The following is a 26,708-nucleotide window of genomic DNA, read 5'->3' as shown; positions in this document are numbered from 1 at the left end:
ACGCAGCAACCGAGAGCCATCAAACTTGTTTGAATGGCCGAGGTGCAAGGAGGAACCGAGTAGCGTACCGAGAGCAGAGACCGTTTACGGGCTTTGCCGAGGTAGCACGAGGAAGCCGAAGGCAACGCGAAGCCAAACTTCAGAGCGCATCCCTACGGGATGCTCTGGCCGGGTCTAACCGTATACGCAAGACCGCAGCCCAGACCCTAAAGCTCGAACAATGATAAATGGATTAGATCACGATACGACGTAAGGCGTAGACACACCCGTCGCCTGCCCGCGAAACGGCGACCGCCGCTCCGCAAGCATTCCCGCACAACGACATCCGCCACGCGGCGAACGCCCGGGCCGCAGAAGCCCGTCCCAGATAAGTCAGAAAAAGATCCGTCGATTGAAATACCGGACTCCGCAACGCTCGCCGCATTCCCGTCAGCCAGAAACAACGCGCCTCGGACAGCCCCGTCCGCACGCCGCCCAGCCCCCTCGAAAAGGCATCGCCCTCACCCGTCAACGGCAAAATATACCCTTCACCCTTCGCCGAATCATCCGCCGTCAGCGAAGCGCTATCGACCGTAACCGGCACCGACAACCGCCCCGCTGCCGACACGACGCGCGTCGCACCCGCTACAATCAGCAGGACGACACAAACCAGCGAAATATAGATCAACAAACGACGCATCAGGATAAAGGTACTGAAAATTTCGAATTCGAAATTCCGGAAATCGACACCTTGCAAAAACAATACCGAAACGAACGCGACCCGCCGACGAATTCCTAAAAAAAGTTATCTTTGTTTCTGCGGCAGCCCGAACACTCCCTGTCGGGAGCCGCTCACTCGAAATAACCATACTCTTTTTTATCTATGAAAAACCTGTGGATGAGCCTGTTGGCAACCGTCTCCGCCGTCGGCTTCGGCGGTGCTGTCCGGGCCCAGAGCTTTACCGAATGGCAAGACCCCGCGGTGAATGCCGTGAACCGGGCTCCGATGCGGGCCTCGTACTTCGCCTACGAAACGCCGGAAAAAGCGATGGCCGGCGAACCGGAAACCTCCGACCGCTACCTGTCGCTGAACGGCAAATGGAAATTCTTCTTCGTCGAAAACGCCGACCAGCGGCCGACGGATTTCTATAAGACCGACTACAACTCCACCGGCTGGGGAACGATCTCCGTGCCCGGCATCTGGCAGGTGAACGGCTACGGCGACCCGGTCTACATCAACCCCGGCTACCCGTGGAGCCACATCGAACGGCCGACTCCACCGCGCATCCCCGCGCAGGACAACTATGTCGGCTCTTATATCCGCGAGGTGACCGTGCCGGCGGACTGGAAAGGCGACGCCATCTACATCCACTTCGGAAGCGTCACCTCGAACCTCTACCTGTGGGTAAACGGTAAATTCGTGGGATACAGCGAGGACAGCAAGCTCGGGGCGGAGTTCGACCTGACGAAATACCTCGTACCGGGGCGGGAAAACAAGATCGCCTTTCAGGTCTTCCGGTGGTGCGACGGGAGCTTCCTCGAAGACCAGGACTTCTGGCGGCTCAGCGGGGTGGCCAGAGGCGTCTATCTGTACGCCCGACCGCAGACCAGATTGGGGGATATCCGTGTGGTGACCGACCTCGACAGCCAATATAAGGATGCCACCCTGAAAATCGACGCCGATATCGTCCATGCCACGGGTGCGACGCGAGTCGATGTGGCATTGATCGATCCGGCGGGCAAGACCGTCGTTTCGGAACAAGGCATCAGGCCGGGCAAGGGAGGAGTCGTTCGGCTGGATATTCCGGTCGAAAATCCGGCCAAGTGGAGCGCGGAATCTCCGACCCTCTACCGATTGCTCGTCACGGTCGACAACGGCAGCGGCAAGGCCGAAGCGCGGGAGTATATTCCGCTCAACGTCGGATTCCGCAAAATCGAAATCAAAGATTCGCAAGTGCTGGTCAACGGACAGCCGGTGCTCTTCAAGGGGGCAGACCGGCATGAGCTCGACCCGACCTACGGCTATCATGTGCCGCGCGAGACGATGCTCCGGGATATCGAGATTCTGAAACGCTTCAATTTCAACGCCGTCCGGACGTCGCACTACCCGAACGATCCGTACTGGTACGACCTGTGCGACCGGTACGGTATCTATCTGGTGGACGAGGCCAACGTCGAGGCGCACGGGATGGGCTACGGCAAAGAAAACCTCGGGGGCGATGCCCGGTTCGAACGGGCACACGTCGAACGGGGGTCACGGATGGCGCTGCGGGACAAGAACCACCCGTCGGTGATCTTCTGGTCGCTAGGCAACGAGTCGGGCGACGGCGCCAATTTCCGCAAGGAGTACGAGTGGATCAAAAACTACGACCCGACGCGGCCGGTGCAGTACGAGCGGGCGATCTGGGATGCCGGGGACACGACCGGTACGCACTACAGCGACATCTGGTGTCCGATGTACACCGGGGTACTCGAGATGGAACGATTGGGCAAGGATCCGTATCTCGGGCGGCTGGACGGACGGCCGGTGATCTTGTGCGAGTATGCGCATGCGATGGGGAACTCTTTGGGCGGCTTCAAGGAGTACTGGGACGTGATCCGAAAATATCCGAACCTCCAAGGGGGCTTTATCTGGGACTTCGTGGATCAGGCGCTGCGGGGGTACGACAAGGCGGGAAACATGATCTACACCTACGGCGGGGACTACGGGAAGTACACCGTGTCGGACAACAACTTCAACTGCAATGGGCTCATCAATCCGGATCGCGAGCCGAATCCGCACATGTACGAGGCGGGATTCGTCCAGCGGTCGATCCTGACGACGCCGGTCGATTTGCAGAAGGGGATCGTAGAGGTCTACAACGAGAATTTCTTCATCGACCTGTCGCGGTACTATATGGTATGGCAACTGCGCGACAACGGGACGGTGGTGCGACAGGGGATCGTGCCGGAACTGAACGTCGCGCCGCAACAACGGGCGCAGGTGGCTTTGCCGGGCTACGCCGTACCGGCTTCGGCGACGGGCGAACTGCTGCTGGACGTGGAATATGTGCTGAAGGCGCAGGACGGAATTCTGCCGGCGGGAACGGTGGTGGCGTATGACCAGATGACGGTGCGGCCTTACCAAGCTTGGGGGGCCACGGTGGCGGCGACGCCGGGCCTCCGGCCGGTCATCGAGCCCAACACGCGGGCGATCGTCGTAGTGGCGGGCGATAGCAAAATCTATTTCAACCGATGGACGGGACTGATGACGGACTACACGATGGACGGCAAGGAGTTGGTCGAAACGGGCTGCGCGTTGCGGCCGATGTTCTGGCGCGCGCCGACCGACAACGATTTCGGAGCGGGACAACAGAAGCGGTTCGCGCTGTGGAAAAATCCGGAGATGCGGCTCAAATCGATCAAAGATTCGACGCTGGCGGATGGTAATATTCTGGTGACAAGCGTGTTCGATCTGCCGAAACTCTTTGCGACCCTGACGATCGATTACACGATCAACGGCGCGGGCGAGATCGCGGTTTCTCAGAAACTGACGACCGATCCGACAAAAGAGAAGATGCCGCATCTGTTCCGGTTCGGGATGGAGCTGACGATGCCACAGGCGTTCCGGGCGATCGACTTTTACGGACGCGGGCCGGTGGAGAATTATATCGACCGGCAGGGCGCGGCTCGGATCGGGCGTTACGCGCAGTCGGTGGACGACCAGTACTGGGGCTACATCCGGCCGCAGGAGAGCGGAAACAAGAGCGATCTGCGGTGGTGGCGGCTGACCGATCCGGACGGCACGGGCATCACGATCGAGTCGGACGCCCCGTTCGAGGCGTCGGCATTGCCTTATGCCATGGACGATCTGGACGACGGCCTGGAAAAAGGGCAACGTCACTCGGGGTCGCTCGTGAAGCGTGACTTCGTGACCCTCAACATCGCTTCGCGGCAGATGGGCCTCGGGTGCGAAGACAGCTGGGGGGCTTGGCCGCTCAGGGAGTACCTGCTGCCGTATGGGGACTATGAGTTCAATTTCGTGCTCAAGCCGACGACGCGGAAATAACCCTCTTCCTGAAACACACAGGTCGGGCGGTAGCGAACAGACAGGTTCGCTACCGCCCGACCTGTTTTATCCCCCCTCTCTTACCCCACCAACAGGACGATCACCACGCCCCAGATAATCAGGAGGGTATTCCCCACAGCATACGTAATGGTATATCCCATCGCCGGCACGTTGCTGCCGAGGGTCTCCTCCACCGCCCCCAGCGCCGCCGTGGTCGTCCGCGCGCCGGAACAACACCCCAGCGTCAGCGCGTCATTGAACCGGAAAAGGTATTTCCCGATGAAAATTCCCGAGATCAACGGAATCGACGTGGCCACGATCCCGACGAGCAGCACGCTCCAGCCCATCTCCTGCAACCCGCGGATAAAGGTCGGCCCGGTCGAAATCCCGACGATGGCGATAAAGACGTTCAACCCGACGTTGTTCATAAACCAGACCGCCGGTTCGGGCAGCCCTCCGAAATCGGGCCTCCGCGCCCGCAACCAGCCGCAGACCAATCCGGCGATCAGCACGCCCCCGCTCACGGTCAGGCTCAACGGGATCGAGCCGATCCGCGTCACCAGCACCCACCCGAAAATCAAGCCTCCGAGGACGATTCCGAGTCCGGCAAAGGTCATGCTGCTCTTCGGCGTCTCCGGATCGCTGAATCCGAGCCGCCCGGCAGCCCGTTCGACATCCTGCCGCAACCCCACCAACTCCAGCCGGTCGCCCGTATCCAGCCGACCCTCGCCCAGCACCGGCACCCGGACGCCCGCCCGCTTGATGGAGCGAATCATCACGCCGTGCATGAAATCGGCTTTCAGCAAGTCGCGAATCGACATCCGGGCCACTCCCTGACGCCGCCTCCGTCCGCCGACCACCACGGCGAGGGTCTCGACCCGAAAGTTCACCAGATCGTTATCCACCACCTCTTCGCCGATCCACTCCTCCTCTTCGATCACGAACTCGCGCCGGCCGCTGACCACGATCTCGTCGCCCCGGAAAAGCATCGTCCGCGGCGTGACTTCGCAAATCCGCCCCCGTTGCCGCAGCCGTTCGACGAAGAGCCGTTTGCCCTGCCGCTGCATCTCGCGCTCGAAATCGGCCACGGTGCGGCCCGGATCGAACCACTCGTTGTCGGCCCGAAAGGCCCGGAAAGTAATCTCCCGCACGGCCGGATTGAAACCGGGCTGGGCACTCATGTCTTCGCCCATCTTGCTCTCCAGTTCGCGGGCGGCGGCCTTCACTTTATCGACTCCGCCCAACAACCGCGGCCCCAATGTCCCGAGCAGCCAGGCCGACCCGGCTGTCCCGTAAATATAGGTGACGGCATAAACGACCGGCATGATATCGTATTTCAGATCGGCCGCATTCGGCATCTCGTGCATGGTGTCGGTGGCCACGCCCAGCACGGCGGACATGGTCTGCGAACCGGCCATGAGTCCGGCCGCCTGGGCGGCGTCGTAGCCCATCACCCACGAGCAGAGCCAGACGGAACCCAGACAGAGCAGACACAGGACGACGGCAAAGCCGACCTGCGGCAGTCCGTCTTTGCGCAGCCCGCGGAAGAACTGCGGCCCGACGGCGTATCCGACGGCAAAGAGGAACATGAGGAAAAAGAGGGTTTTGGCGGGTTCGGGAATCTCGATTTTCATCTGTCCGACCGCCACGCCGACCAGCAGGACGCTGGTGACGGTGCCTAACGAGAAACTTTTGTAGCGGAATTTGCCGATCCAAAAACCGACTGCCACGGTGAGAAAAACGGCCAGCGCGGCGTTGTCTCGAAAAAACTGAACGAAATCGATACCGGTAAACATAGCGACGATAAATTTCGGAGCGTATAACGTCGTCTATTCGCAGCAATCCGCGTGCCGAAATTCTGGCTTCCAAAGGGATTTTCACCCCGCCCCGGGCTACCGGAACATCTCCTCGGGCGGACTGAACGGAGTTGGCCATGACGGCTACAGTCAATCGACTGCTTTTCGTAACACATACGGGGTGTTCTTATGGTTTGGCTCGCAGGATCTCTATCCCACCACAGCAACCTACCGCGCCTTGGGTCTTCAGTTGCGTTGCCTCTCGGAATAAACGCCGCGGGCCCAGGAGCAAGGGGCCGGGTCTACCCTAAAAAATAAGGGCAGCCTCTACCCTAAGCTACTCCAAACAACCGGTAGCCTCTACCCCATTTGTACTCCTGCGGCTCGCAGAATCATACGAGCCAACGTCCCCAGGTCGACAACCGAGAAATAATACACAAATGCACCGCTCGTCCTCGATCTCCGCCCGCTACAAAAAACAAAACCGGGGAAAGACCATGTGTCTTTCCCCGGTTTCCGCGGAGAGAGAGGGATTCGAACCCCCGGTACAGTTGCCCGTACACCGCATTTCGAGTGCGGCCCGATCGACCACTCCGGCATCTCTCCTTTCTGCTGGCGGCATCGCACGGCACAAAGATAACGTTTTATATCGTCTCTTGTTCGTCCGAGCGCAGAAACCGCGTCTGTCGCTGACCCGACAAAACCCGGTCGCCTGATTTTCAAAAGCATCCCGGCTGCCGAAAAAATCCGGACGCCGAAAAACTTCGTTGCGGAGAGGGAGGGATTCGAACCCCCGGAGCCTCGCAGCTCAACGGTTTTCAAGACCGCCGCAATCGACCACTCTGCCACCTCTCCGGGCACAAAAGTAGCGGTTTTTTCTTTTCCTGCAAAACCCGAACGTTTTTCCGACCAAAAACACACCCGGCACGCAAAAAAAACGATTAAATACTTGGCGGTTAAGTTTTATCCGTTATATTTGCAACATCCAACAACCGATATTACTAACTTTCTAAACACTAACGGTTATGAATAAATCTCAACTGATCGATGCCATCGCTACGGGTGCAGGACTGACCAAAGTTCAGGCTAAAAAAGCGCTGGAAGCATTTATCGACGTAACGGGCAAAACGCTGAAGGCGGGCGACAAAATCGCGCTGGTAGGCTTCGGTTCGTTCAGCGTAACGAAAAAACCGGCTCGCACGGGACGCAACCCGCGGACGGGGGCTACGATCAAGATCGCTGCCAAGAAAGTGGTTAAATTCAAGGCTGGCGCTGAACTGAACTCGGTGGTGGGGAAATAACACCGGCTACAACGCCTGCGTATCGAGCGCCCGAACGGGGCCGCACCGTCTGAAACAGGCGCGGTGATTTTCGATATGCGGCAATATGTCATTTATTCATGCCGATCGGTTTTCGGAATTACTTCGGAAATCGGTCGGCATTTTCGTATCTTTGCTGCACACACGACTACCAAGACTGACTCCTATGGATTCGAAATATAAAAAGACCCTTCTGCTACTCCTGCTCTTCGTCATCGCCCTGCTGACGATCGACCAGACGGTCAAGATCGCGGTCAAGACGCATATGACGCTGAACGAAGCGATTCCGGTCTTCGGACGCTGGTTCTACATCAACTTCATCGAAAACCGGGGAGCGGCTTACGGGATGGAGATCGGGGGGAGCTACGGAAAACTGGCCTTGAGCTTGTTGCGCATCGCGGCGGTGGGGGCGATCGGATGGTATCTCGTCCGCCTGGTCCGTCGGGGGGCGCCGCGGGGGGTGATCGTCGGGGTGGCGGTCGTGCTGGCGGGAGCGATGGGAAATATTATCGACGCATCGTTCTATGGGCTGATTTTCTCGGAATCGACGCCTTATGCGGTGGCTCATTTCGTGCCGTGGGGGACGGGATATGCACCGTTTCTGCACGGGAGCGTCGTGGATATGCTCTACTTTCCGATCATCGAAATCGAACGGATGCCGTCGTGGGTGCCGTTCATCGGCGGAGAGCCGTACACCTTTTTCAGCCCGGTTTTCAACATTGCGGATGCTTATGTGACGTGCGGATTCGCTTATCTGTTGATTTTCCAGTACAAATATTTCAGGTAGGCTCCAGTAGGAAAGAGGGGGGAACGGAAAACGCGCCGGCCGCTATTTCGAGGTACTTTCGAATAGCGGCCGGCGCGATGTCGTTCGGAGAGGGGAGTTATCGTTCCAAAGCCTGTTCGATATCCGCGATGATATCCCCGGCATCCTCGATCCCCACCGAGAAGCGGATCAAATCGGGCGCCACTCCGGCCGCAATCAGCTGCTCGTCCGTCAGCTGACGGTGCGTATGGCTGGCCGGATGCAACACCGATGTCCGGGCATCCGCCACATGGGTCACGATCGCGCCCAGCTCCAAGCTGTCCATAAAGCGAATGGACTCTTCCCGTCCCCCCTTGAGACCGAATGTCACGACGCCGCACGTCCCGTTCGGCATGTACTTCTGCGCCAGTTCGTAATACCTGTTCCCCGGCAGCCCCGGATAGTTGACCCAAGCCACCTTATCGGTTCGCGAAGCGAGATACTCGGCCACCCGCTGCGCATTCTCGCAATGGCGCGCCACCCGCAGATGGAGCGTCTCCAGACCGAGATTGAGCAGAAAGGCGTTCTGCGGCGACTGGATGGAGCCGAGGTCGCGCATCAGCTGCGCCGTCGCCTTCGTGATATAAGCCCCCTTGCCGAACGCTTCGGTGTAGGTCAGCCCGTGGTACGACTCGTCCGGCGCCGTGAGCCCCGGAAACTTCGCGGCATGCGCCGCCCAGTCGAAATTCCCGCTGTCCACGATCGCTCCGCCCACTGCGGTAGCGTGCCCGTCCATGTATTTCGTGGTCGAATGGATCACGATGTCCGCCCCCCATTCGAAAGGCCGGCAGTTGATCGGCGTCGGAAAGGTGTTGTCCACGATCAGCGGCACCCCGTGCTCATGGGCAAGGGTCGCAAATTTCTCGATGTCCAGCACATTCAGCCCCGGGTTGGCGATCGTCTCGGCGAACAAGGCCTTGGTATTGGGCCGGAAAGCCTGCGCAATCTCCTCGGCCGGCGCATCTCCGTCCACGAAGGTGACCTCGATCCCCATCTTCTTCATGGTCACGGCGAAGAGGTTGAACGTCCCGCCGTAAATCGCCGACGCGCTCACGAAATGATCTCCCGCCGAACAGAGGTTGAAGAGGGCGTAAAACGAAGCCGCCTGTCCCGACGAGGTCAGCATGGCCGCCACCCCGCCTTCGAGAGCGGCAATCTTGGCCGCCACGGCATCGTTGGTCGGATTTTGCAACCGGGTGTAAAAATAGCCGCTCTCCTCCAGGTCGAACAGCCGCGCCATCTGGTCGCTGGTCTCGTATTTGAAGGTCGTGCTCTGGTAAATGGGCAATACCCGCGGCTCGCCCTTCTTGGGCTGCCATCCGCCCTGCACGCACAAGGTCTCGCGTTTGAATCGTTTTTTCATAAAATGGCCGATTTTTAAGCTATTCCACGTAACTGCTGTTATCCCAGCAATGGGTACAGAGCTGCTCCTTCGGCAAGCCGATGGCGTCCACCACATCCTGCAAGTTCTGGAATTTGAGCGAGGTCAGTTGCAACTGCTGCCCCATCACTTCGACCATTTTCCGATATTTTTCGCTGGTGTCGTCGGCATATTCGGCCAGTGTCTCGTCCGAGAGTTTGTCCGTCCCCTCCAGATCGCGGATCACGCGACGGGCGTAGAGGTCGAAAGTCGAGCGCGAAGTCGAAAAGTTCAGGAACCGGCACGGAAAGATCAACGGCGGACAAGCAATCCGCATGTGCACCTCCTCGACCCCCACCTCTTTGAGTTTCACGACATTGTCCTTGAGCTGCGTCCCCCGCACGATGGAGTCGTCCATGAAGACGATCTTGGCCCCGCGCGTAAAAGCCTCGTTCGGCAGCAGCTTCATCTTGGCCACCAGATCGCGCATCGCCTGGTTCTGGGGCATAAAACTCCGCGGCCAGGTCGGCGTATACTTGACGAACGGCCGTTTGTAGGGAATCCGCCGGGCATTGCTATACCCGATGGCATGCCCCACTCCGGAGTCCGGAATCCCGGCGGCGAAATCGGCCTCGACCTCCCCGTCCCGCGCCGCCATCGCCGCGCCGCACCGATAACGGGCATCCTCGACATTGATCCCCTCGTAGTCCGACGAGGGATAGCCGTAATAAACCCACAGGAACGAGCAGATCTGTTTCCGACTCCCCGCCGGCAGGATATCGGTAATACCGTCCCGCGTCAGCTGCACCGCCTCGCCCGGCCCGAGGTCTTTCACATACTCGTATCCGAGATTGAGAAACGACGAACTCTCGGAGGCCGCGACATACCCGAAGTCGTTCTTTCCGATAATGACCGGTGTCCGCCCGAACCGGTCGCGCGCGGCGTAAATGCCGTGTTCGGTGAGAATCAGCATCGAACAGGAGCCCTTGATCGTCCGCTGGACGTTCTCGATCCCCTCTTTGAAAGTCTTGCTCTGGCTGATGAGAATCGCCACCAGCTCCGTGGGATTGATCTCCGATCCGGAGAGTTCGGCGAAATGGACGTTCTCGGCCAACAACCGTTCGGCAATCTCGTCCATGTTCTCGATCCGCGCCACCGTAACGACCGAGAAACGCCCCAAATGGCTGGTGACGGTCACGGGCTGCGACTCGAAGTCGCTGATCACGCCGATCCCGATGCAGGAGCCTTCGAATTTCGGCAGGTCGTCTTCGAACTTGTTCCGGAAGTAGCCGTTTTCGAGGCTGTGGATCGACCGGATGAACTTCTCGCCGTTGTAGAAGGCGAGCCCGGCCCGTTTGGTGCCGAGGTGCGAATGATAGTCCGTGCAGTAGAAGACGTCGTTGACGCATTCGCGCCGGGAGGCGCAGCCGAAAAATCCGCTCATAGGATGGTGGTATGTGAAAGGTGAGTTATCTGAGCTTGTGCGAAATGAGGTTCATGAACTCCTCGCGGGTCTGAATTTGGGTAAGAAAGGCTCCCGTAAAAGCGGAAGTCGTTGTCGCCGAGTTCTGTTTCTCGACGCCGCGCATCTGCATGCACATGTGGCTCGCCTCGATAACGACAGCCACCCCGAGCGGGTTCAGCGCCTCCTGTATGCAGTCGCGAATCTGTACCGTGAGCCGCTCCTGCACCTGCAACCGCCGGGCGAAGCAATCCACCACCCTCGGTATCTTCGAGAGGCCGGTGATGAAGCCGTTCGGAATATAGGCCACATGCGCTTTCCCGTAGAACGGCACCAGGTGGTGTTCGCACAGCGAGTAGAGTTCGATGTCCTTGACGACCACCATCTGTTTGTACTCCTCCCGGAACTTGGCGGAGAGGAGGATGTCGATCGGCTCCTGGTCATAGCCCTGGGTCATGAACGACATGGCCTTGGCCACGCGTTCCGGCGTCTTGAGCAGCCCTTCGCGGGCAGGATCTTCGCCGAGCAGTTCGAGGATGGCTTTGTAGTGTTCGGCCAGCCGGGCTATTTTTTGTTCGTCGTATTCCATAACCGGTACGAAATTACGCCGCCGCGAAAAGAATCAGCAACTGGGCGGTCAGGATGCGCAGAAACATGGTCAGCGGATAGACCGTCGCATAGCCCACCGCCGGGAGGTCGTTGCCCGCCACGGCATTGGAGTAGGCCAAGGCAGGCGGGTCGGTCATACTGCCGGACAACAGCCCCGCGAGGGTGAAGTAGTTGATCTTGTAGAACAAGCGTCCGACAGTCCCTACGATCAGCAAGGGCACCATGGTGATAATCACGCCATAGCCGACCCATTTGTATCCCCCGCCGTCTACGATGGTCTCCACGAACCCCTCGCCCGCACCCAAGCCGACGCCGGCCAGAAAGAGCGCGATCCCGATCTCGCGCAGCATGAGGTTGGCGCTCATCGTAGTATATGTCACCACTTTATATTGCGGTCCGAAGCGGCTGATCAGGATGGATACGATCAGCGGCCCGCCGGCCAGCCCCAATTTGAGCGGCTGGGGAATCCCGGGCAGCAGAATCGGAATGCTCCCGAGCAAAACTCCGAGGAAAATCCCGATGAAGATCGGAATAAGATTAGGTTCGCGCAACCGCCGCATGGAGTTCCCCAAGACCTTGGTCGCCTCGGCCACTCCGATCTCGGTACCGACCATGGTCACCCGGTCGCCCATCTGGAGATGGAGGTTCCGGTTGGCCACCAGATCGACCCCGGCCCGATTGACCCGCGTAATATTGATCCCATACGTGCTCCGCAACCGGAGGTCGCCCAACCGTTTTCCGTTGAGCTCCGATTTGGTGATCATCACGCGGCGCGAAACGAACTGGCTGTCCAGCTTCTCCCACTCTTCGAAAGCCATGTCGAGCTTATGCCCGAGGAACGCCACCAGCGCATCTTCATCTTTGTGTGCCGCAATCACGAACAACTTATCACCCAAGTTCAGCTCGGTGTTGTTGCTGGCGATCTCCGTGCGCCCGTCTTTCTGGTGGCACACGCGCGAGATGACGAATGTCCGGTCGATCAGGCTCGAAATATCGCCCACCGTCCGTCCGGCAATGGTCGGATTCTCCAGCACGATCGAGATGCGCTGCGCCCCCGCGTCGTCCTGATCGCTGTGGTTGGCCGCCGCAGCCTCCTTGTCCAGCCGAATGCGGAAAATCAGCCGCAAAGCCATGATCGAAACGATAATCCCGATCACCCCCAGCGGATAAGCCACGGCATAGCCCAGCGGAATCGACGGATCGCTGACGCCTTTCATATCGGTATAGGCCTGCTGCGCCGCCCCGAGTCCCGGGGTATTGGTCACGGCTCCCGACAGCACCCCCACCATGGTGGTAATCGGAATGCCGGTCACCACGTGGATGATATAAGCGATGGCCACCCCGATCAGCACGATCGCCGTGGCCAGCATATTCAGCGTAAAGCCCCCCTTCTTGAGCGACGAGAAGAACCCGGGCCCCACCTGCAACCCGATGGAGTAGACGAAGAGAATGAGCCCGAACTCCTTGACGAAGTGCAAGGTGGTCGGGTCGATGCGCATGCCGAAATGGCTCAATGCGATGCCGACGAAAAGAATCCAGGTGACGCCCAGCGAAATGCCGGCGATTTTGATCTTCCCGAGCGCGATCCCGGCAGCGATGACCAGCGCGATCAGCAGGATCGAATGGGCCACGCCGCCTCCGAAAAAGAGATTATGTATCCACTCCATAAACTTTCCGAAATTAAAGAGGGGACAAAGGTACGCTTTATTTTGATTCGGTATACCGATTTTCGGCCCGAAAACGCGAAAAGCCGAATCCCGCCGCCCCGCCCCCGGAACCGCAGCATCCGACCTCTGTCGAAAACCGTGTGCGTCCGAACGCCCTATCTCAGGTACTTTTCATACCAATCGACCTTGCGCCCCGTGCTCACCCGGCCGTTTTTCTGCATCTTGCCGACCTTGAGCTTGATCCCTGCCGTGACCGCTCCCGTAAAGCCGTATCCGCCCTCGACGAAGAAGCAGAAATTACCCTTCCCCATCTCGACCCCCACCGGCGACACATGCCAGCCGAAGATCGCCTTCACGGTCTGGTCCTGGTCGATCGACACCCACCGATTCCCCACGCCGAACCCGATACCTGCCCGGGTGTAGACCGACAGCCAATTGTTCCGCACCCAGTTGATCCGCAAGTTGGGCAACAAGGTGAACCAGTCGTCCTTCTGTCCGCCCGAGATGTCTTCCGACCCGCGCACGCAGGGCTGCCACCCCTTGTTGTGCGAATAGACGAACGGCACGTTGAGCTCCAGCCACGGCGTAATCTCGTAGTTGATCCCCAGGCTGACCGTCCCGAAGCAGCCGGTCACTTTCGACGGCGGATCGACCACCGTAGGCGAGTTGTTCTCGACGAACGGAAAACGTTTGTTGGCATAGCTGGAGTTGGCCGTAATCGGCGAATAGCCGTAGCCGAAAGTAACCGCCAGCCGGCTCCGCCGGATTTTCTGAGGCTGGACATAGACCTTTTTGCCGGTCGAATCCACGATCCGCGGCGTGAACGGCGTCACGACCCGCTGAGCATACGCCTCGCCGACCGCCGCAGCCCCGACTGCGGCCAGAGTAAGAAGCATTGATTTAAATCTCATGATATTTATAAGTTTGAGTTGCGTTTTGAATATCCCAAAGATAGCATTAAATTTGAACTTTATTGACATCCGTCATAAATAAATATCGCCTGCAGGATGCGCCGCCGCTCGAAAAACCGGAGACGACAGGGAGATGAGCCGGCCGGTCGCCTGTACGGGAAACGACGTGCCGCCGCCCGCTCCGGCGGGCCGAAAGGCGCGAATGAAATAGCAAGAAAATGGGAAAAATTATTCTGACCGGCGACCGCCCCACGGGACGCCTCCACTTGGGACACTACGTAGGTTCGCTGAAACGGCGTGTCGAACTGCAAAACTCCGGTGAGTTCGACCGCATCTACATCATGATCGCCGACGCGCAGGCGCTCACCGACAACGCGGACAACCCGGAAAAGGTGCGGCGAAACATCATCGAAGTGGCTCTGGACTACCTCTCGTGCGGGATCGATCCGACACGGAGCACCATCTTCATTCAGTCCCAGATTCCGGAGTTGTGCGAACTGTCGTTCTATTATATGAACCTGGTGACCGTCTCGCGTCTGCAACGGAATCCGACGGTGAAGACCGAGATCAAGATGCGCAACTTCGAGGCGAACATTCCGGTGGGTTTCTTCACCTATCCGATCAGCCAGGCGGCGGACATCACGGCTTTCCGCGCCACGACCGTTCCGGTGGGCGAGGATCAGGAGCCGATGATCGAACAGACGCGCGAGATCGTGCGGCGGTTCAACTCAATCTACGGGCCGGCGCTGGTGGAGCCGGAGATTCTGCTGCCGGAGAACGCGGCCTGCCTGCGGCTGCCGGGGACGGACGGCAAGGCGAAGATGAGCAAGTCGCTCGGCAACTGCATCTACCTCTCCGACAGCGCCGAAGAGGTGGCCAAACGGGTCAAGACCATGTTCACCGACCCGGGGCACCTGCGGGTCGAAGACCCGGGGAAGGTCGAGGGGAATACCGTATTCACCTACCTCGACGCTTTCTGCCGACCGGAACATTTTGCCGCTTACCTGCCGGAATATGCCGGTCTCGACGAGCTCAAAGCGCACTACCGGCGGGGCGGACTGGGCGATGTCAAGGTCAAACGGCTGCTCAACGCGGTGCTGGAAGAGACGCTGGAGCCGATCCGCGCCCGGCGCAAGGAATACGAGCAGGACATTCCGGAGGTCTACCGCATGCTGAAGCGGGGCAGCGAGGCGGCTCGCGAGGCGGCGGCGGCTACGTTGGCCGATGTGCGGCGGGCGATGCGCATCGACTACTTCGACGACGAGGCTCTGATTGCGCAACAGGCGCAGGAGTATCGCTAAATCTATCGGGAAAGATTCAATCCTTCGTACCATGATGACGAAACGCATACTCTCGATCATATGGCTGAGCTGCGCGACGACGGTCGCCGGGGCTCAGGGGACGGCGGTGACGCTGGATGCGTGCCGGCGGGCGGCTGTCGAACGGTCGCCGCTGAGCGCCCGCCAGACGCTCGTCGGCGAGAAACGGAAGGCGCAAGACCGGGCGACTTCGTCGAGCCTGCTGCCGCAGTTGGAGATTCAGGCACAGGGCAGCTACCAGAACGAAGTGCCGAAGTTGCCGACGGACTTTCCGCTGCCGGTGACGATGGATCTGCCGAAGGATCAATACCGGGCCACGGTGGAGCTGAATCAGGTGATCTACGCCGGACACAGCGTGCGGAACACCAAGCGTCTCCATGCGGCAACGGCGGAGGTCGAGACGGCGTCGTTGGCCGTAGAGCTCGACCGGCTGCGCGACCGGATCAATCGCACCTATATCGGTATTCTGCTCACGGAAAAGCAGTTGGAGGTCAACCGACTGATGCGCGAGACGCTGGAGTCGAACCTCCGGGCGGTGACGGCCCGGATGGAACAGGGGATGGCGACGGGAGCGGAACAGGCATCGCTGGCGGCGCGGATGCTGGAGTTGAACCAGGAGCGAATCGCGCTGAGCGGCGAGCGGGCCAAATACATCACGGCATTGACGAAATTGACGGGGATGGAGATCACGGAGCGGACGTATTTCGAGATACCGCCGGTTCCGACGGAGAGGATTCCGGATGAAGAGGCAGCACCGTTTAAGAAACGTTCGGAGATGAAGCTCTACGCCGAACAACGCAACCTGCTGGAGGCACAAAACCGGATGTCGAACAGCCGGTCGAACCCTCAGTTATCGCTCTTTGCGAGCGGGGGGTACGGACGTCCGGGGTACGACCTCTTCGACCGGAATTTCGCCCCGATGGCGATCGGCGGATTACGGTTCCGGCTGCCGCTGACGAGCTGGGACGCTACGCAAAAAGAGAAGAAAATCAATCGGGTGGCCGGTCGGGACATCGACCAGCAACAACGCGATTTCGAACGTAACGTTTCGATCGAGGCGGCGCAATATCGGGTGCAAATCGAGCGGTTGCAGGAGACGATACAACTCGACCCGACGCTCGTCGAGGCCCGAAAGGTGGTTCGCGAACAGGCCCAGGCGCAGTTCGAGCAGGGGGTGATTACGGCGACGGAGTACCTGACGGAGTTCAACAACGAGGCGGCGGCGCGGATCAGCGCCGAGGTGAACGCCTTGCGGCTGGTCGAGGCGTGGATCGCTTACCAGGCGGTGCGGGGGATTTATAACTGACACGAATTCAAGCAGAAGACTATGCAAAGCATCTTTTCGAACCGAATTTTAGCGACCGCAGCCCTGTCGGCAGTCGTGGCGAGCGGGCTGACGGCTTGTCAGCGGGGGCCGGAGCCGGACGCTTACGGCAATTTCGAAACCGTGGAGGTGATCGTTTCGGCGGATTGCAACGGCAAGCTGCTGGAGTTCAACCTCGAAGAGGGGAGCCGAGTGCATCGGGGCGAAATCGTCGGATGGGTGGATACGACGCAGTTGGTGTTGCAGCGAAATCAGTTGCAGGGTGAAATCGCGGTACTGCGGGCCCAGCTGCCGGAACGGGAGAAACAGTTGGACGTGGTGCGCGAACGGTTGGCCAAGGTGCAACGCGAGCTGGCACGCTACACGGCGCTGGCCGAGAAGGACGCTTCGACGCGGCAGCAGGTGGACAACCTGCATTACGACGCAGAAATCCTTCAGAAACAATTGGATGCGGAGCGTTCGACGCTGGACATCCAGACCCGGACGCTGCTGGCGCGGATGGAGCCGCTCCGGCAACAGATTCTCCAGGTGCAGGATCGGATCGACAATGCTTACGTGGTGAATCCGATTGCGGGGCGGGTGCTGGCGAAGTATGCCGAGCGGTACGAGCTGGCGACGATCGGCAAGCCGCTCTACAAGGTGGCGAACCTGGATACGATGATTCTGCGGGCGTATATCGAGGAGCCGCAGTTGGCTGCGATTCGGCTGGGGCAGGAGGTGACGGTGCAGGTGGACAGCGTTTATGTAAAAAACGGCTTCCGGATGCCGGGTCGGATCGGCTGGATTGCGGATCAGGCGGAATTTACGCCCAAAGTGATCCAGACACGCAGCGAGCGGGCCAATCTGGTCTATGCGTTGAAGATTTACGTCCCGAATCGGGACGGTGTGTTGAAAATCGGCATGCCGGCGGAAGTCTATTTCGACCCGCATACTCTGGCAGAGCAGGAATAATATTGTCAAACGACTGTGCGCCCCTGGCTTCCGCGAAACAGCCAGTGGTGCGCTGAACTATGTCGGAAACGACGGTTTCTGCTATTCGCGGTCGGGAAGCGGCGGCTATGGGGTGTACTTGAATTTCAGCATGACGGGCCTCCTGCCCAGCAGCACGTTCAATCGCGCTCACGGTTTTCAGTTGCGTTGCCTCTCGGAATAAACGCACCCACAGGGTGTTTTATCGGCAGCCTCTACCCCAAATTTTCCGAGGCGCGCACGAATAGAAACAGAGCTCTGTCCCTCACCCAACGCATCACAACAGCCGCACCGTCTTCGCATCTTCCCGCAGCCGCATCGCATCGAAATCGACGCCCGTCAGCAACACCGCCCCCGGACGCTTCCCCGGTTCGAAACTGCCGATCTCATCGCCGAACCTCAACGCCCGCGCGCCGTTCAGCGTCGCCCACTGCAACACCGCCGCCAAGGGCAACGCCGGATTGTGCGCACACAGCCACTTCATCTCCTCGACCATCGACAGCGACCGATTCGACGACAGACTGTCCGTCCCCAGCGCCACCCGCGCACCCACCTCGTATAACATCTGCGCAGGCGGAAAATCGGCATCGATGTAGTAGTTCGACCGCGGACAGAGCACGAACGTCACATCTTCAAAATACCCCATAATCAGCTCCATATCCTGCCGCCGCATCTGCGTGTTGTGGATCAGGATCAAGTGCGCCTCCCGCGGCAACGACCCGACGAGCCGTTCGGCATGTCCCCCATAAGCCAGGAAATCCGGCTCCCGGCCCGCCGAAGCGGAGACCAGTTCGAAAATCCCCCCCTTGCGATCGAAAAAATCGACCTCGGCGGGCGTCTCCATAAAGTGGATCGACATCAACGGCGAATCCGCTGCCCGTTTGAACAGTCTGTCCGACATGAAATAGGTGGAGTGCTGCGTCGGCGTCACCGGCAGCCCGGCCCGATCGGCAGCCGCCACCACCGGATCCACCGAACGACGATAGAAAGCCTCCGCCTCGTCGTCCGCCGGCAGGCCGAAAAATTCGGCAAACGTATGGTATCGGGTCCTCCCCTCCGTCTTGGCCTTGACTTTAGCCGGAAAAGAGGTCGTGTCGTTGCTGATATCCCCCACCGCCTGAATCCCTTCGCGCCACATCGACAAATCCTCTTCGATCGCCCGCTCCTCCTGCTCCTCGCGCGAAAAGTCGTTCCGCCGCGAAACCACATTCCGAATAAACTCCACCATCCCCACCTGTGCCGGAATGGCCCCCTTGAAACAGGAGAGTTCCAGGTGACAATGGGCATTGGTCATCCCCGGAATCAGAATGCCGTTGTGGTACTCCGTCTGCGGCAGCGAGTCGATTCGGTCGCACGACTCCACGCCGAGCACCGTCCCGTCCGCCGCGAAACGAACCACTCCGTTGCGCAGCAGCGTTCCGTCAGAGTCGAGGAGGTACGGAGCCGCTACGCTTCGCCAAACTGTCGAGGTACTGTTTTTCATAATATTTCTCCAAATCGGACGGGAATCCGGTCAGCCGTTCGAGCCACGCCGCCCGCGCCTGAACCACCGGCAGCACATAGGTCAGCCGGACTCCGGTCAAATAACATGTGTCGGGCCGCTGGTCTTTCCGCAAGGTCTCCGAAATCGAGACGGTCAGCCGTTCGACCCCCGTCGCCACCCGAATCTCGCCCTCATACGGAACCGTATCTTTCGCCACCGGCAGCCAGAAGGTGTTTTCCGCCGCATCCCCGTCCCGCGAAACGCGGCGCGCACGGACGGATTTCGTATAAGACCGGGCATGCGAACCCGTCGAATACCTGAAACTCAGCCGATAGAGCCCCTTCGGCACCACCGAATCGCCCTTTTCGGAACGTTGCGCATAGACGAACCGATAGCCGTCGAGCTTCCCCCGCAACACCGTATCGCTGCGGAAAACCGTGTCGGAGGTCATCTGCTGGGCGATCGAGTCCAGGTGCAGCTGATGTTTGTAACGCGCCTCGGCCACCACGCTGATCGCCTTGATATCGGCGGCCACTTCGCCCAGGATATTGGTCAGCGGATTGCTCTTCCGCATGGCCATCTCGCGAACGGTGAAGCGGAAGTCCTCCAGCGTATAGCCGTACTGCCCCAGCACCTCGCTGTACATATCGAGCGAGTCGAGCGGCCGGAAACGCCGTTCGTCACGATCCTGCTGGATGATCGACTGTCCGATGAGCGTCTCGCGGATGATCGCCCGCATCTCCTGCTCGGGAATCGCCCGCGGCCCGCGGTGACAAGCCGCTGCGGCCCACAACGCCACTGCTATGAGAATATATTTTTTCATTTTCGTCCGATAACGCCTGCGGCCGTCGCCGCACCGATGGCCGTCCCCAGCAACAAGACGCCGAACCCGACCGCCGCCAAATCCGCCGCCTCGATCCGCACGGGATAGGCCTCCATGAGGAATGCCTCGCCGGCCATCCGGATGAGCCCCCACCGCTGTTGCGCGAGCGCAAACCCGACTCCGAGCGCCAGCCCCAGCCCTACCCCCACGGCCGTAATCCACGCCCCCTCCCACGTAAACACCCGCCGCAACAGCCCCGGCGTGCCTCCCATGGCGAGCAGCATCTCCCGGTCGCGCTCCTTGTCGGCCGCCAGCATGACGACCGTCCCCACCAGGCTCAAAGCCGCGATCAACACGACGAACATCAACAGCAGATAGATGATCCACTTCTCCTGCGTCACCATACGGTAGACGGTCTCTTTCTGCTGGAAACGGGTTTTCACGTCGAAATCGTCTCCCGCCACTGCCGCCACCGCCCGCTGTCCCCGCTCGGGCGAGATCCCCTCCGCGAGCCGAATCTCCAGCGAAGTCCCGCGCCCCTCGCCGATTCCGGTCAGCCGCCGCGCCAAAGCGATCGGCACAAACAGATAACGCGAGTCGGTCTGCTCGTCCAAGGCATAAATCCCCGCCGGTCGAAGCGCGGCAGTGCGATAGAGCGACACCGGCAGGAACGAAGCGGTCGCACCGCCGCGTCCCGGCCGGATGGCATAGACCTGCACGGGCTCGATCAGTCCCCCCGACAGACCCAAGGCATAGGCCACCCCCTGTCCAAAGACTCCCTCGTCGAGGTCGCCGTGCTGCAACCGGTATTGCCCCTGCACCAAGCGCCGCTCGATCGGTATCACCTCGTGATAGAGGCTGTCCACGCCGCGCAGCGCCGCAATCCACTGCCGTCCGCCATGGGTCAGCAGGACGTTCTGCTCCGCCACGACACTGACGGCTGCCACCTCAGGCAGAGGCTCGATCCGCGCCCGCAAGGCTTCGGCGTCGAATCCGCTCCCCGTCCGCGACGTCACGCGCAGTTCGGCGTCGAACTCGCTGTACATCTCCCGGATAAAGTCGCTCAGCCCGTTGTGGAACGAGAGAATCACGACCAGCGCCATCACCGGAACGGCCACAGCCACGACGCTCACCCCGGCGATCAGGTTGATGACGGAGTGGGATTTTCGGCTGAAGAGGTGCCGGCGGGCAATGAATGACGAGAGCATATCCGGTACAAAGATAATAAAGGTATTTTCAGCGTCTCCGCCTCCGGGTTAGTGGGCGTCGAGCCAGCTGACGCCCGCGTCGGCTTCGACCAGCAGCGGCACCGACAGCTCCGCCGCTCCGGCCATCGCTTCGGTCAGCAGGGCGGTTACCGCCGTCACCTCGCTCTGAGGCACCTCCAGCACCAGTTCGTCGTGCACCTGAAGAACGATCCGAGCTCCGCTCCCCCGCTCCCGCAGCAGCCGATCGACGTCGATCATCGCCATCTTCATAATATCGGCCGCGCTCCCCTGAATCGGGGCATTGATGGCGTTTCGCTCCGCCAGGGAGCGGGTCACGGCATTCCCCGACCGGATGTCCGGCAGATACCGCCGCCGACCGAAGATCGTCTCGACATATCCCTGCTCGCGCGCTTCGGCCACCACGCGGTCCATATACTCCTTGACCCCCGGATAATGGGTGAAGTAACCGTCGATCAACTCCTTCGCTTCGCCGCGCGGAATCCGCAGCCGCGTCGCCAGCCCGAAGGCCGAGATGCCGTAGATGATCCCGAAGTTGGCCGTCTTGGCGCGCCGACGCTGTTCGCGGGTCACCTCCTCCGGCGCAACGCCGAAGACCCGGGCCGCCGTCGCCGTATGAATGTCCTCGCCGTTGAGAAAGGCCTGCCGCAAGGCCGCATCCCCCGACAGATGCGCCATAATGCGCAGCTCGACCTGCGAATAGTCCGCCGAGACGATCACATGACCGTGGTCGGGCGCCGTAAAGGCCTTCCGAATCTCGCGCCCGACGGCGTCGCGGATCGGAATGTTCTGCAAGTTGGGATTCGTGGAGCTCAACCGCCCGGTGGCGGTCACCGCCTGGTTGAATGAGGTGTGTATCCGTCCGGTCTGCGGGTCGATCAGCTGCGGCAACGCCTCGATGTAGGTCGAAAGCAGCTTCTTCAGCCCCCTGTATTCCAAGATCTTCTCGATCACGGGATGGTTCGCCGACAGCGACTGGAGGTATTCTTCGTCCGTCCGGTACTGTCCCGTCTTGGTGCGCTTCGGTTTCGGATCGATCTTCAGTCCCTCGAACAAAGCGTCGCCCAACTGTTTGGCGGAATTGACGTTCAGATCGGGCACGCCGGTCGTCTCGCGAATCCCGGCCTCCAACTGCGCCGCCTCGACGGTCAGCACCGCTCCGGACTCGCCCAGAATATGCCGATCTACGAAAACTCCGGCAAACTCCATCCGCGCCAGCACCGGGATCAGGGGAGCCTCGATCCGACAGTACAGACCGGTCTGGCCCGTCTCCTCCAGCAGGGGCCACAACTTTTCGAAGAGCTGCCACGTGACGTCGGCATCTTCGGCCGCATACTCCGCCACCCGAACCGGATCGGCGAACAACATGGAGGTCTGCTTCGCCCCCTTGCCGATCAGGGTCTCGATCGGTACGGGATCGTACCCGAGGAATCGCCGCGCGAGAAAATCCATCCCGTGCCGCGCCTCGGGATCGAGCAGGTAGTGGATAATCATGGTGTCGTACAGCGTCCCGCGGACTTCGATCCCGGCGGCGTGCATCAGGACGAGCATATCGAACTTGATGTTCTGGCCGATTTTGCCGATCCGGTCGTTTTCGAACACCGGTTTCAGAGCGGCCAGCACCTGCGCCCGCCGCTCCGCATCGGGCGTGGGCACCCAGAAAGCCTCGTGGGCGGCGACCGAAAACGAAAGCCCCACGAGTTCCGAGCGCAAAGGCTCGATCCCCGAGGTTTCGGTGCCGAAACAGAACTTTTCCGACCGGCCGAGCAGAGCCACGAGTTCCGCCAACTGTTCCTCGGTCTCGACGATATGATAGGTATGTTCGGTCGTGGCCAATGTCTGCAAACCGTCGGAAGCGGCCAACGCCGCCTCGTCGGCCTCTGTAGGGGTCGGCGGCACGACCATCTCGGACAAAGGCGAGACCGCCGCCGCAGTATCGGTTTCCGGCACGGAGTCGAAGAGAGACATCTGGCCGCCGAGTTGCGAATAGGGCTTCGGTTTGCCGGGCTTCTGTTTGCTGAGCGACGGCAGGGTCTGGGCATGCAGTGCGCTGCTGTGAAAGAGCCGGCTGTCGACGTCGCGCAACAGGAGATTGAAGTTATGCTCGATATAGATGCTCCGCAGCGCGGCATAGTCAGGCTCTTCGAGCTGCAAGGCGGTCGGGTCGAACTCGATCGGGACGTCGAGCCGAATGGTGGCGAGCACTTTGGAGAGTCGCAATTGCTCCTGATTTTCCAGCACGGCGGCCCGCAGTTTCGGGGTCAGTTCATCGGCATGCGCGATCAGGTTCTCGACGTCGCCCCACTGGGCGACCAGTTTCCGCGCCCCCTTTTCGCCCACCCCAGGCACACCGGGAATATTGTCGGAGGCGTCGCCCCACAAGGCCAGAATGTCGATCACCTGTTGCGGATCGGCGATGCCGTAGTTCTCGCACACTTTGTCCAACCCGACGATGTCGATCCCTTCGCCCCCCTTCGCGGGTTTGTACATGCTGACGTTCTGTTTGATCAGCTGGCCGTAGTCTTTGTCGGGGGTGACCATGAATACGTCGTACTCGCCGCAGCAGGAGGCTTTGTGGGACAAGGTGCCGATCACGTCATCGGCTTCATAACCGGCCACCTCCAGAATGGGGATCCGCATGGCCTCCAGAATCGCTTTGATGTGCGGCACGGCGGCGATGATATCTTCCGGCGTGGCATCGCGGTTGGCTTTATAGAGGGGGTAGAGGTCGCGCCGGAAGGAGCCTCCCGGCGGGTCGAAAGCGACGCCGAGGTATTTCGGCTGCTCGCGGACGATCAGTTCGTTGAGGAATTTGGCGAAGCCGAAAATGGCGGAGGTGTTCAGCCCCTGTGCATTGCGCATGGGCCGGTTGATAAAGGCGTAGTGGAAACGGAAGATCAGGGCGTAGGCGTCGATCAGGAAGAGTTTCTCCATCGTGCTGGTTTACGGTTTATCGGGAATTATCCTCTGCCCGCCAGGTGGCATGCGATTTTTCGGTTTCGTAGAGTCTCAGCTCGGCGAGCTGCACGCCGCGGGGCAGCTCTGCGGCGATCTGGCCGGCGAACCGGATGAGCATCTGTTCGCAGGTGGGCTGGTAATCGACCAGATAGACGCGCTCCCACTTCTCCCGCACTTGTTCGAGCAACCGCAGGTTCTCGGGGGTCTGTCGCAGCACGAGGGCGTGGTCGTAAGGCTCGACGACGAGCCGGTTGACGATGCGTTTCAGGTCGCCGAAGTCCATCACCATGCCGTATTTCGGATTCTGAGGGTCGTCGCAGGGTGTCCCGGACACGGTGACGAAGAGTTTATAGGAGTGGCCGTGCAGGTGTCGGCACAATCCGTCGTAACCTTCGAGGGCGTGGGCCATCTCGAACGAAAATTCCCGTGTCAATCGTATCGTCGTCATATTGTTATTGATTACCCGTTCATATTGCCGTGTCTACCCGCATGGAACCGTACCTTTTCTGAAGAAAAGGTACCCAAAAGACTTTTAGTTAGCTACGCTACTCCTTAGGCTCCGCAGTCCTCAGTCTCTGCGATTGCTTTTGGGCGGGGTTGTAGCGCGCAATAAGGTTTAGCTCGCATTAGCGCACTACAACTCCCGACCCAAAGTAGAGTCCGAGATCTGGGCCGCCGGCAGCTTTAGGATGCGTAAGCATCCGTCGAAAGTTTTTCTGGTTCTCTTTGTTCACAAAGAGAACAGTACCCTCCTGGACAAAGACAGATAAATGAACGGTTAAAATCACTGCGGTCGTTCCGAACGGATAAAGAGCCGCAGAGCCAGTCCCACCAACAAGACCGCCATTCCCCCCAATATCCCCAGCGGCAAGACCATATCCGCCACCGGTTGTCCTTTGAGCATCAAGCCCTTGACCCCCTCGATAAACCACGTCGCCGGCACACACCGACAGACCCATTGCAACACCAGCGGCATGTTGGCGATCGGAAAGATGAAGCCCGACAGCAACACCGTCGGCAGGAAAAGCCCCAGCAACGAGCCCGTGAGCGCCGACTGCTGCGTCTTCACCAGCGACGAGATCAGCACCCCCAGTCCGATCGCCGCCAGAATGAACAGACCGCACAACAACGCCACCCCCCATCCGCTTCCGTAGCACGGCATGTCGAACACCCAAATCCCCAGACACATAATCATCCCCGTATTGATCGCCGTCAGCAGAAAATAAGGCACCACCTTCCCCAGCACGATCGTCCGGCCTCGCAGCGGCGACACCGTCAGCATCCGGAGCGTTCCCGTCTCCTTCTCGCGCGCCAGCGTCACCGACGTCATCATCGCCGCCACGATCATCACGATCAACGCAATGACCCCCGGCACGAACATATAGGCCGACTTCAGTTCCGGATTGTACATCATCCGCACGTTCGTCCGAACAGCAAACCCCGCCTCAGCACCACCCGCAGCCACCGCCGCCGCGTTGAGCTCCGCATTCAAATCCGCGACGATCGCCGTCGCATAGCCGATCACCGTCGTCGCCATGTTCACATCCGCCGCATCCGTCACCAGCTGCACCGTCGTCCCTCCGTACCGCCGCGCATCCGAGCCGAAACCCGGCGGAATCACCACCACCATCTTCACCATCCCGCGCCGGAACACCTCGTCGATCTCGCCGTCGCTCCGCACCTCGGCCACTACCCGAAACCGATCCGCCGCCTGCAATTTATCGACCAGCCTCCGGGCGAGCGGATCGCCCTGCGACCCATCCAGCACCGCCACCGGCGTATGGTCGATGTCGGTCGAGATGACATACCCGAAAAGCAGCACCAACGCCAGCGGAATGACGAACAACATGACCAGCGTCCTGCGCTCGCGCAGGATGTGACGCCACTCTTTGGCCACGAAACTCCAGAAAACGCCGTTCGTCATCGCCGTCGGGTCAATTTTTCAAACAAATCATCCATATCCGTCGCCCCGTGCTCCCGCATCAACACCGCAGGACGATCCAGCGCCTTCATCTCGCCGTCCGCCATAATGAGCGTCCGGTCGCAATAGAGCGCCTCGTCCAGATAGTGCGTCGTCACCAGCACCGTCGTCCCCTCGCCCGCCGCATCGAGGATCAGTTCCCAGAACCGTCGCCGTTCCAACGGATCCACGCCGCCCGTCGGTTCGTCCAGAAAGAGCACCTCGGGCCGGTGGAGCATCGCTGCCGCCAGCGCCGTCTTCTGCTTCCACCCCGGCGGCAAACCGCGCACCAGCAGACGCCGCAACTCCTCCATCCCGAGCCCCGTACAAAGTTCGTCCATTCTGGCCCGCAGCACCCGCCGCCCGAGGCCGTAGATCGCACCGAACAGTTGCAGGTTCTCGCCCACCGTCAGATCGTCATAGAGCGAGAAGCGTTGGCTCATGTATCCGATCCGCCGTTTCACCCGCTCCGGTTCCCGCACGGCGTCATATCCCGCCACGACGGCCCGTCCCGACGTGGGCTGCAACAGCCCGCACAGCATCCGAATGGCCGTCGTCTTCCCCGCTCCGTTGGCCCCCAGAAAACCGAACACTTCGCCCCGCGCGACGGCGAACGAGAGGTCGTCCACCGCCGTGAAGTCGCCGAAACGGCGTGTCAGATTTTCCGCTATGATGGTTCTTTGCTCCATG

The 26,708-nt window shown here is 60.2% G+C and carries 20 protein-coding genes and 2 tRNA genes; 6 read left to right on the top strand and 16 right to left on the bottom strand.

Features of this window, described 5'->3' with window-relative positions; translation table 11 throughout:
• Nucleotides 1-232 precede the first annotated feature (232 nt).
• Nucleotides 233-736, bottom strand: coding sequence for a hypothetical protein (locus Q9S52_RS03445; RefSeq protein WP_304708168.1), 504 nt, complete (start codon nt 734-736; stop codon nt 233-235).
• A gap of 126 nt (nt 737-862) precedes the next feature.
• Here Q9S52_RS03445 and Q9S52_RS03440 point away from each other — a divergent pair, with 126 nt between their 5' ends.
• The gene (locus tag Q9S52_RS03440; protein WP_370648986.1) at nt 863-4,027 is read left to right on the top strand and encodes a glycoside hydrolase family 2 TIM barrel-domain containing protein; all 3,165 of its coding nucleotides are present in this window, start codon (nt 863-865) and stop codon (nt 4,025-4,027) included.
• Nucleotides 4,028-4,107: 80 nt separating this feature from the next.
• Here Q9S52_RS03440 and aspT read toward each other — a convergent pair whose 3' ends face one another.
• The 3 genes from aspT to Q9S52_RS03425 all read right to left on the bottom strand — a co-directional run bounded on the left by aspT (nt 4,108) and on the right by Q9S52_RS03425 (nt 6,678).
• Entirely contained in the window at nt 4,108-5,823 is a 1,716-nt protein-coding gene (gene aspT, locus Q9S52_RS03435) for an aspartate-alanine antiporter (protein WP_297625987.1), read from the bottom strand.
• 519 nt (nt 5,824-6,342) lie between these two features.
• A tRNA-Ser gene (locus Q9S52_RS03430) sits at nt 6,343-6,429 on the bottom strand.
• A gap of 164 nt (nt 6,430-6,593) precedes the next feature.
• Nucleotides 6,594-6,678, bottom strand: a tRNA-Ser gene (locus Q9S52_RS03425).
• Between the two features lie 170 nt (nt 6,679-6,848).
• Here Q9S52_RS03425 and Q9S52_RS03420 point away from each other — a divergent pair.
• Together Q9S52_RS03420 and Q9S52_RS03415 are read left to right on the top strand one after the other, a co-directional pair.
• Entirely contained in the window at nt 6,849-7,124 is a 276-nt protein-coding gene (locus tag Q9S52_RS03420; protein WP_294592615.1) for an HU family DNA-binding protein, read from the top strand.
• Between the two features lie 184 nt (nt 7,125-7,308).
• Nucleotides 7,309-7,929 (top strand): lipoprotein signal peptidase, encoded by a 621-nt coding sequence (locus Q9S52_RS03415; RefSeq protein ID WP_304708167.1) that lies wholly within the window; start codon nt 7,309-7,311, stop codon nt 7,927-7,929.
• A gap of 97 nt (nt 7,930-8,026) precedes the next feature.
• Here the strand turns inward: Q9S52_RS03415 and Q9S52_RS03410 are convergent, their stop codons facing one another.
• From Q9S52_RS03410 to Q9S52_RS03390, 5 genes are all read right to left on the bottom strand, one after another.
• On the bottom strand, nt 8,027-9,310 hold the full coding sequence (locus Q9S52_RS03410) for an O-acetylhomoserine aminocarboxypropyltransferase/cysteine synthase family protein (protein ID WP_304708166.1): 1,284 nt from the start codon (nt 9,308-9,310) through the stop codon (nt 8,027-8,029).
• Between the two features lie 19 nt (nt 9,311-9,329).
• Complete coding sequence (locus Q9S52_RS03405; protein ID WP_294592609.1) at nt 9,330-10,751, bottom strand: amidophosphoribosyltransferase; 1,422 nt, start codon at nt 10,749-10,751, stop codon at nt 9,330-9,332.
• 25 nt (nt 10,752-10,776) lie between these two features.
• Nucleotides 10,777-11,358 (bottom strand): GTP cyclohydrolase I FolE, encoded by a 582-nt coding sequence (gene folE / locus Q9S52_RS03400; RefSeq protein WP_294592607.1) that lies wholly within the window; start codon nt 11,356-11,358, stop codon nt 10,777-10,779.
• A 13-nt stretch (nt 11,359-11,371) separates the two neighbouring features.
• Nucleotides 11,372-13,045 carry a putative transporter gene (locus tag Q9S52_RS03395; RefSeq protein ID WP_294592605.1) on the bottom strand — a complete coding sequence of 558 codons (1,674 nt, stop codon included), beginning with the start codon at nt 13,043-13,045 and terminating at the stop codon, nt 11,372-11,374.
• A 155-nt stretch (nt 13,046-13,200) separates the two neighbouring features.
• Nucleotides 13,201-13,956, bottom strand: coding sequence for a hypothetical protein (locus Q9S52_RS03390; RefSeq protein ID WP_304708165.1), 756 nt, complete (start codon nt 13,954-13,956; stop codon nt 13,201-13,203).
• Nucleotides 13,957-14,174: 218 nt separating this feature from the next.
• On the opposite strand from Q9S52_RS03390, the gene trpS reads away from it, so the two are divergent.
• From trpS to Q9S52_RS03375, 3 genes are read left to right on the top strand one after another with little or no spacing between them, the layout of a single operon-like run.
• A complete protein-coding gene (trpS, locus tag Q9S52_RS03385) occupies nt 14,175-15,257 on the top strand; it encodes a tryptophan--tRNA ligase (protein ID WP_294592600.1) in 1,083 nt (360 codons plus the stop codon).
• A 31-nt stretch (nt 15,258-15,288) separates the two neighbouring features.
• Nucleotides 15,289-16,581 carry a TolC family protein gene (locus Q9S52_RS03380; protein WP_304708164.1) on the top strand — a complete coding sequence of 431 codons (1,293 nt, stop codon included), beginning with the start codon at nt 15,289-15,291 and terminating at the stop codon, nt 16,579-16,581.
• Nucleotides 16,582-16,602: 21 nt separating this feature from the next.
• The gene (locus Q9S52_RS03375; protein ID WP_304708163.1) at nt 16,603-17,550 is read left to right on the top strand and encodes an HlyD family secretion protein; all 948 of its coding nucleotides are present in this window, start codon (nt 16,603-16,605) and stop codon (nt 17,548-17,550) included.
• 295 nt (nt 17,551-17,845) lie between these two features.
• Here Q9S52_RS03375 and Q9S52_RS03370 read toward each other — a convergent pair whose 3' ends face one another.
• From Q9S52_RS03370 to Q9S52_RS03340, 7 genes are all read right to left on the bottom strand, one after another.
• Nucleotides 17,846-19,051 carry an amidohydrolase family protein gene (locus tag Q9S52_RS03370; RefSeq protein WP_304708162.1) on the bottom strand — a complete coding sequence of 402 codons (1,206 nt, stop codon included), beginning with the start codon at nt 19,049-19,051 and terminating at the stop codon, nt 17,846-17,848.
• Nucleotides 18,990-19,874 carry a hypothetical protein gene (locus Q9S52_RS03365; protein ID WP_297829261.1) on the bottom strand — a complete coding sequence of 295 codons (885 nt, stop codon included), beginning with the start codon at nt 19,872-19,874 and terminating at the stop codon, nt 18,990-18,992. Before Q9S52_RS03365 ends, Q9S52_RS03370 begins: the two co-directional genes overlap by 62 nt.
• Nucleotides 19,871-21,082, bottom strand: a complete 1,212-nt coding sequence (locus Q9S52_RS03360) for an ABC transporter permease (RefSeq protein ID WP_304708161.1) — start codon at nt 21,080-21,082, stop codon at nt 19,871-19,873. The genes Q9S52_RS03365 and Q9S52_RS03360 overlap by 4 nt, the downstream gene beginning before the upstream one ends.
• A gap of 48 nt (nt 21,083-21,130) precedes the next feature.
• On the bottom strand, nt 21,131-24,034 hold the full coding sequence (gene polA / locus Q9S52_RS03355; protein WP_304708160.1) for a DNA polymerase I: 2,904 nt from the start codon (nt 24,032-24,034) through the stop codon (nt 21,131-21,133).
• Between the two features lie 16 nt (nt 24,035-24,050).
• Nucleotides 24,051-24,506 (bottom strand): 6-carboxytetrahydropterin synthase, encoded by a 456-nt coding sequence (locus Q9S52_RS03350; protein WP_294592581.1) that lies wholly within the window; start codon nt 24,504-24,506, stop codon nt 24,051-24,053.
• Between the two features lie 336 nt (nt 24,507-24,842).
• Nucleotides 24,843-25,982: an ABC transporter permease gene (locus Q9S52_RS03345; protein ID WP_304708159.1), complete on the bottom strand. Its 1,140-nt coding sequence runs from the start codon at nt 25,980-25,982 to the stop codon at nt 24,843-24,845.
• Nucleotides 25,979-26,707, bottom strand: a complete 729-nt coding sequence (locus Q9S52_RS03340; RefSeq protein ID WP_304708158.1) for an ABC transporter ATP-binding protein — start codon at nt 26,705-26,707, stop codon at nt 25,979-25,981. The genes Q9S52_RS03345 and Q9S52_RS03340 overlap by 4 nt, the downstream gene beginning before the upstream one ends.
• Nucleotide 26,708: the final 1 nt, after the last annotated feature.

Source organism: uncultured Rikenella sp., from assembly GCF_948810725.1.
Lineage (GTDB): Bacteria > Bacteroidota > Bacteroidia > Bacteroidales > Rikenellaceae > Rikenella.
This window is presented reverse-complemented; position numbering and strand designations above follow the sequence as displayed.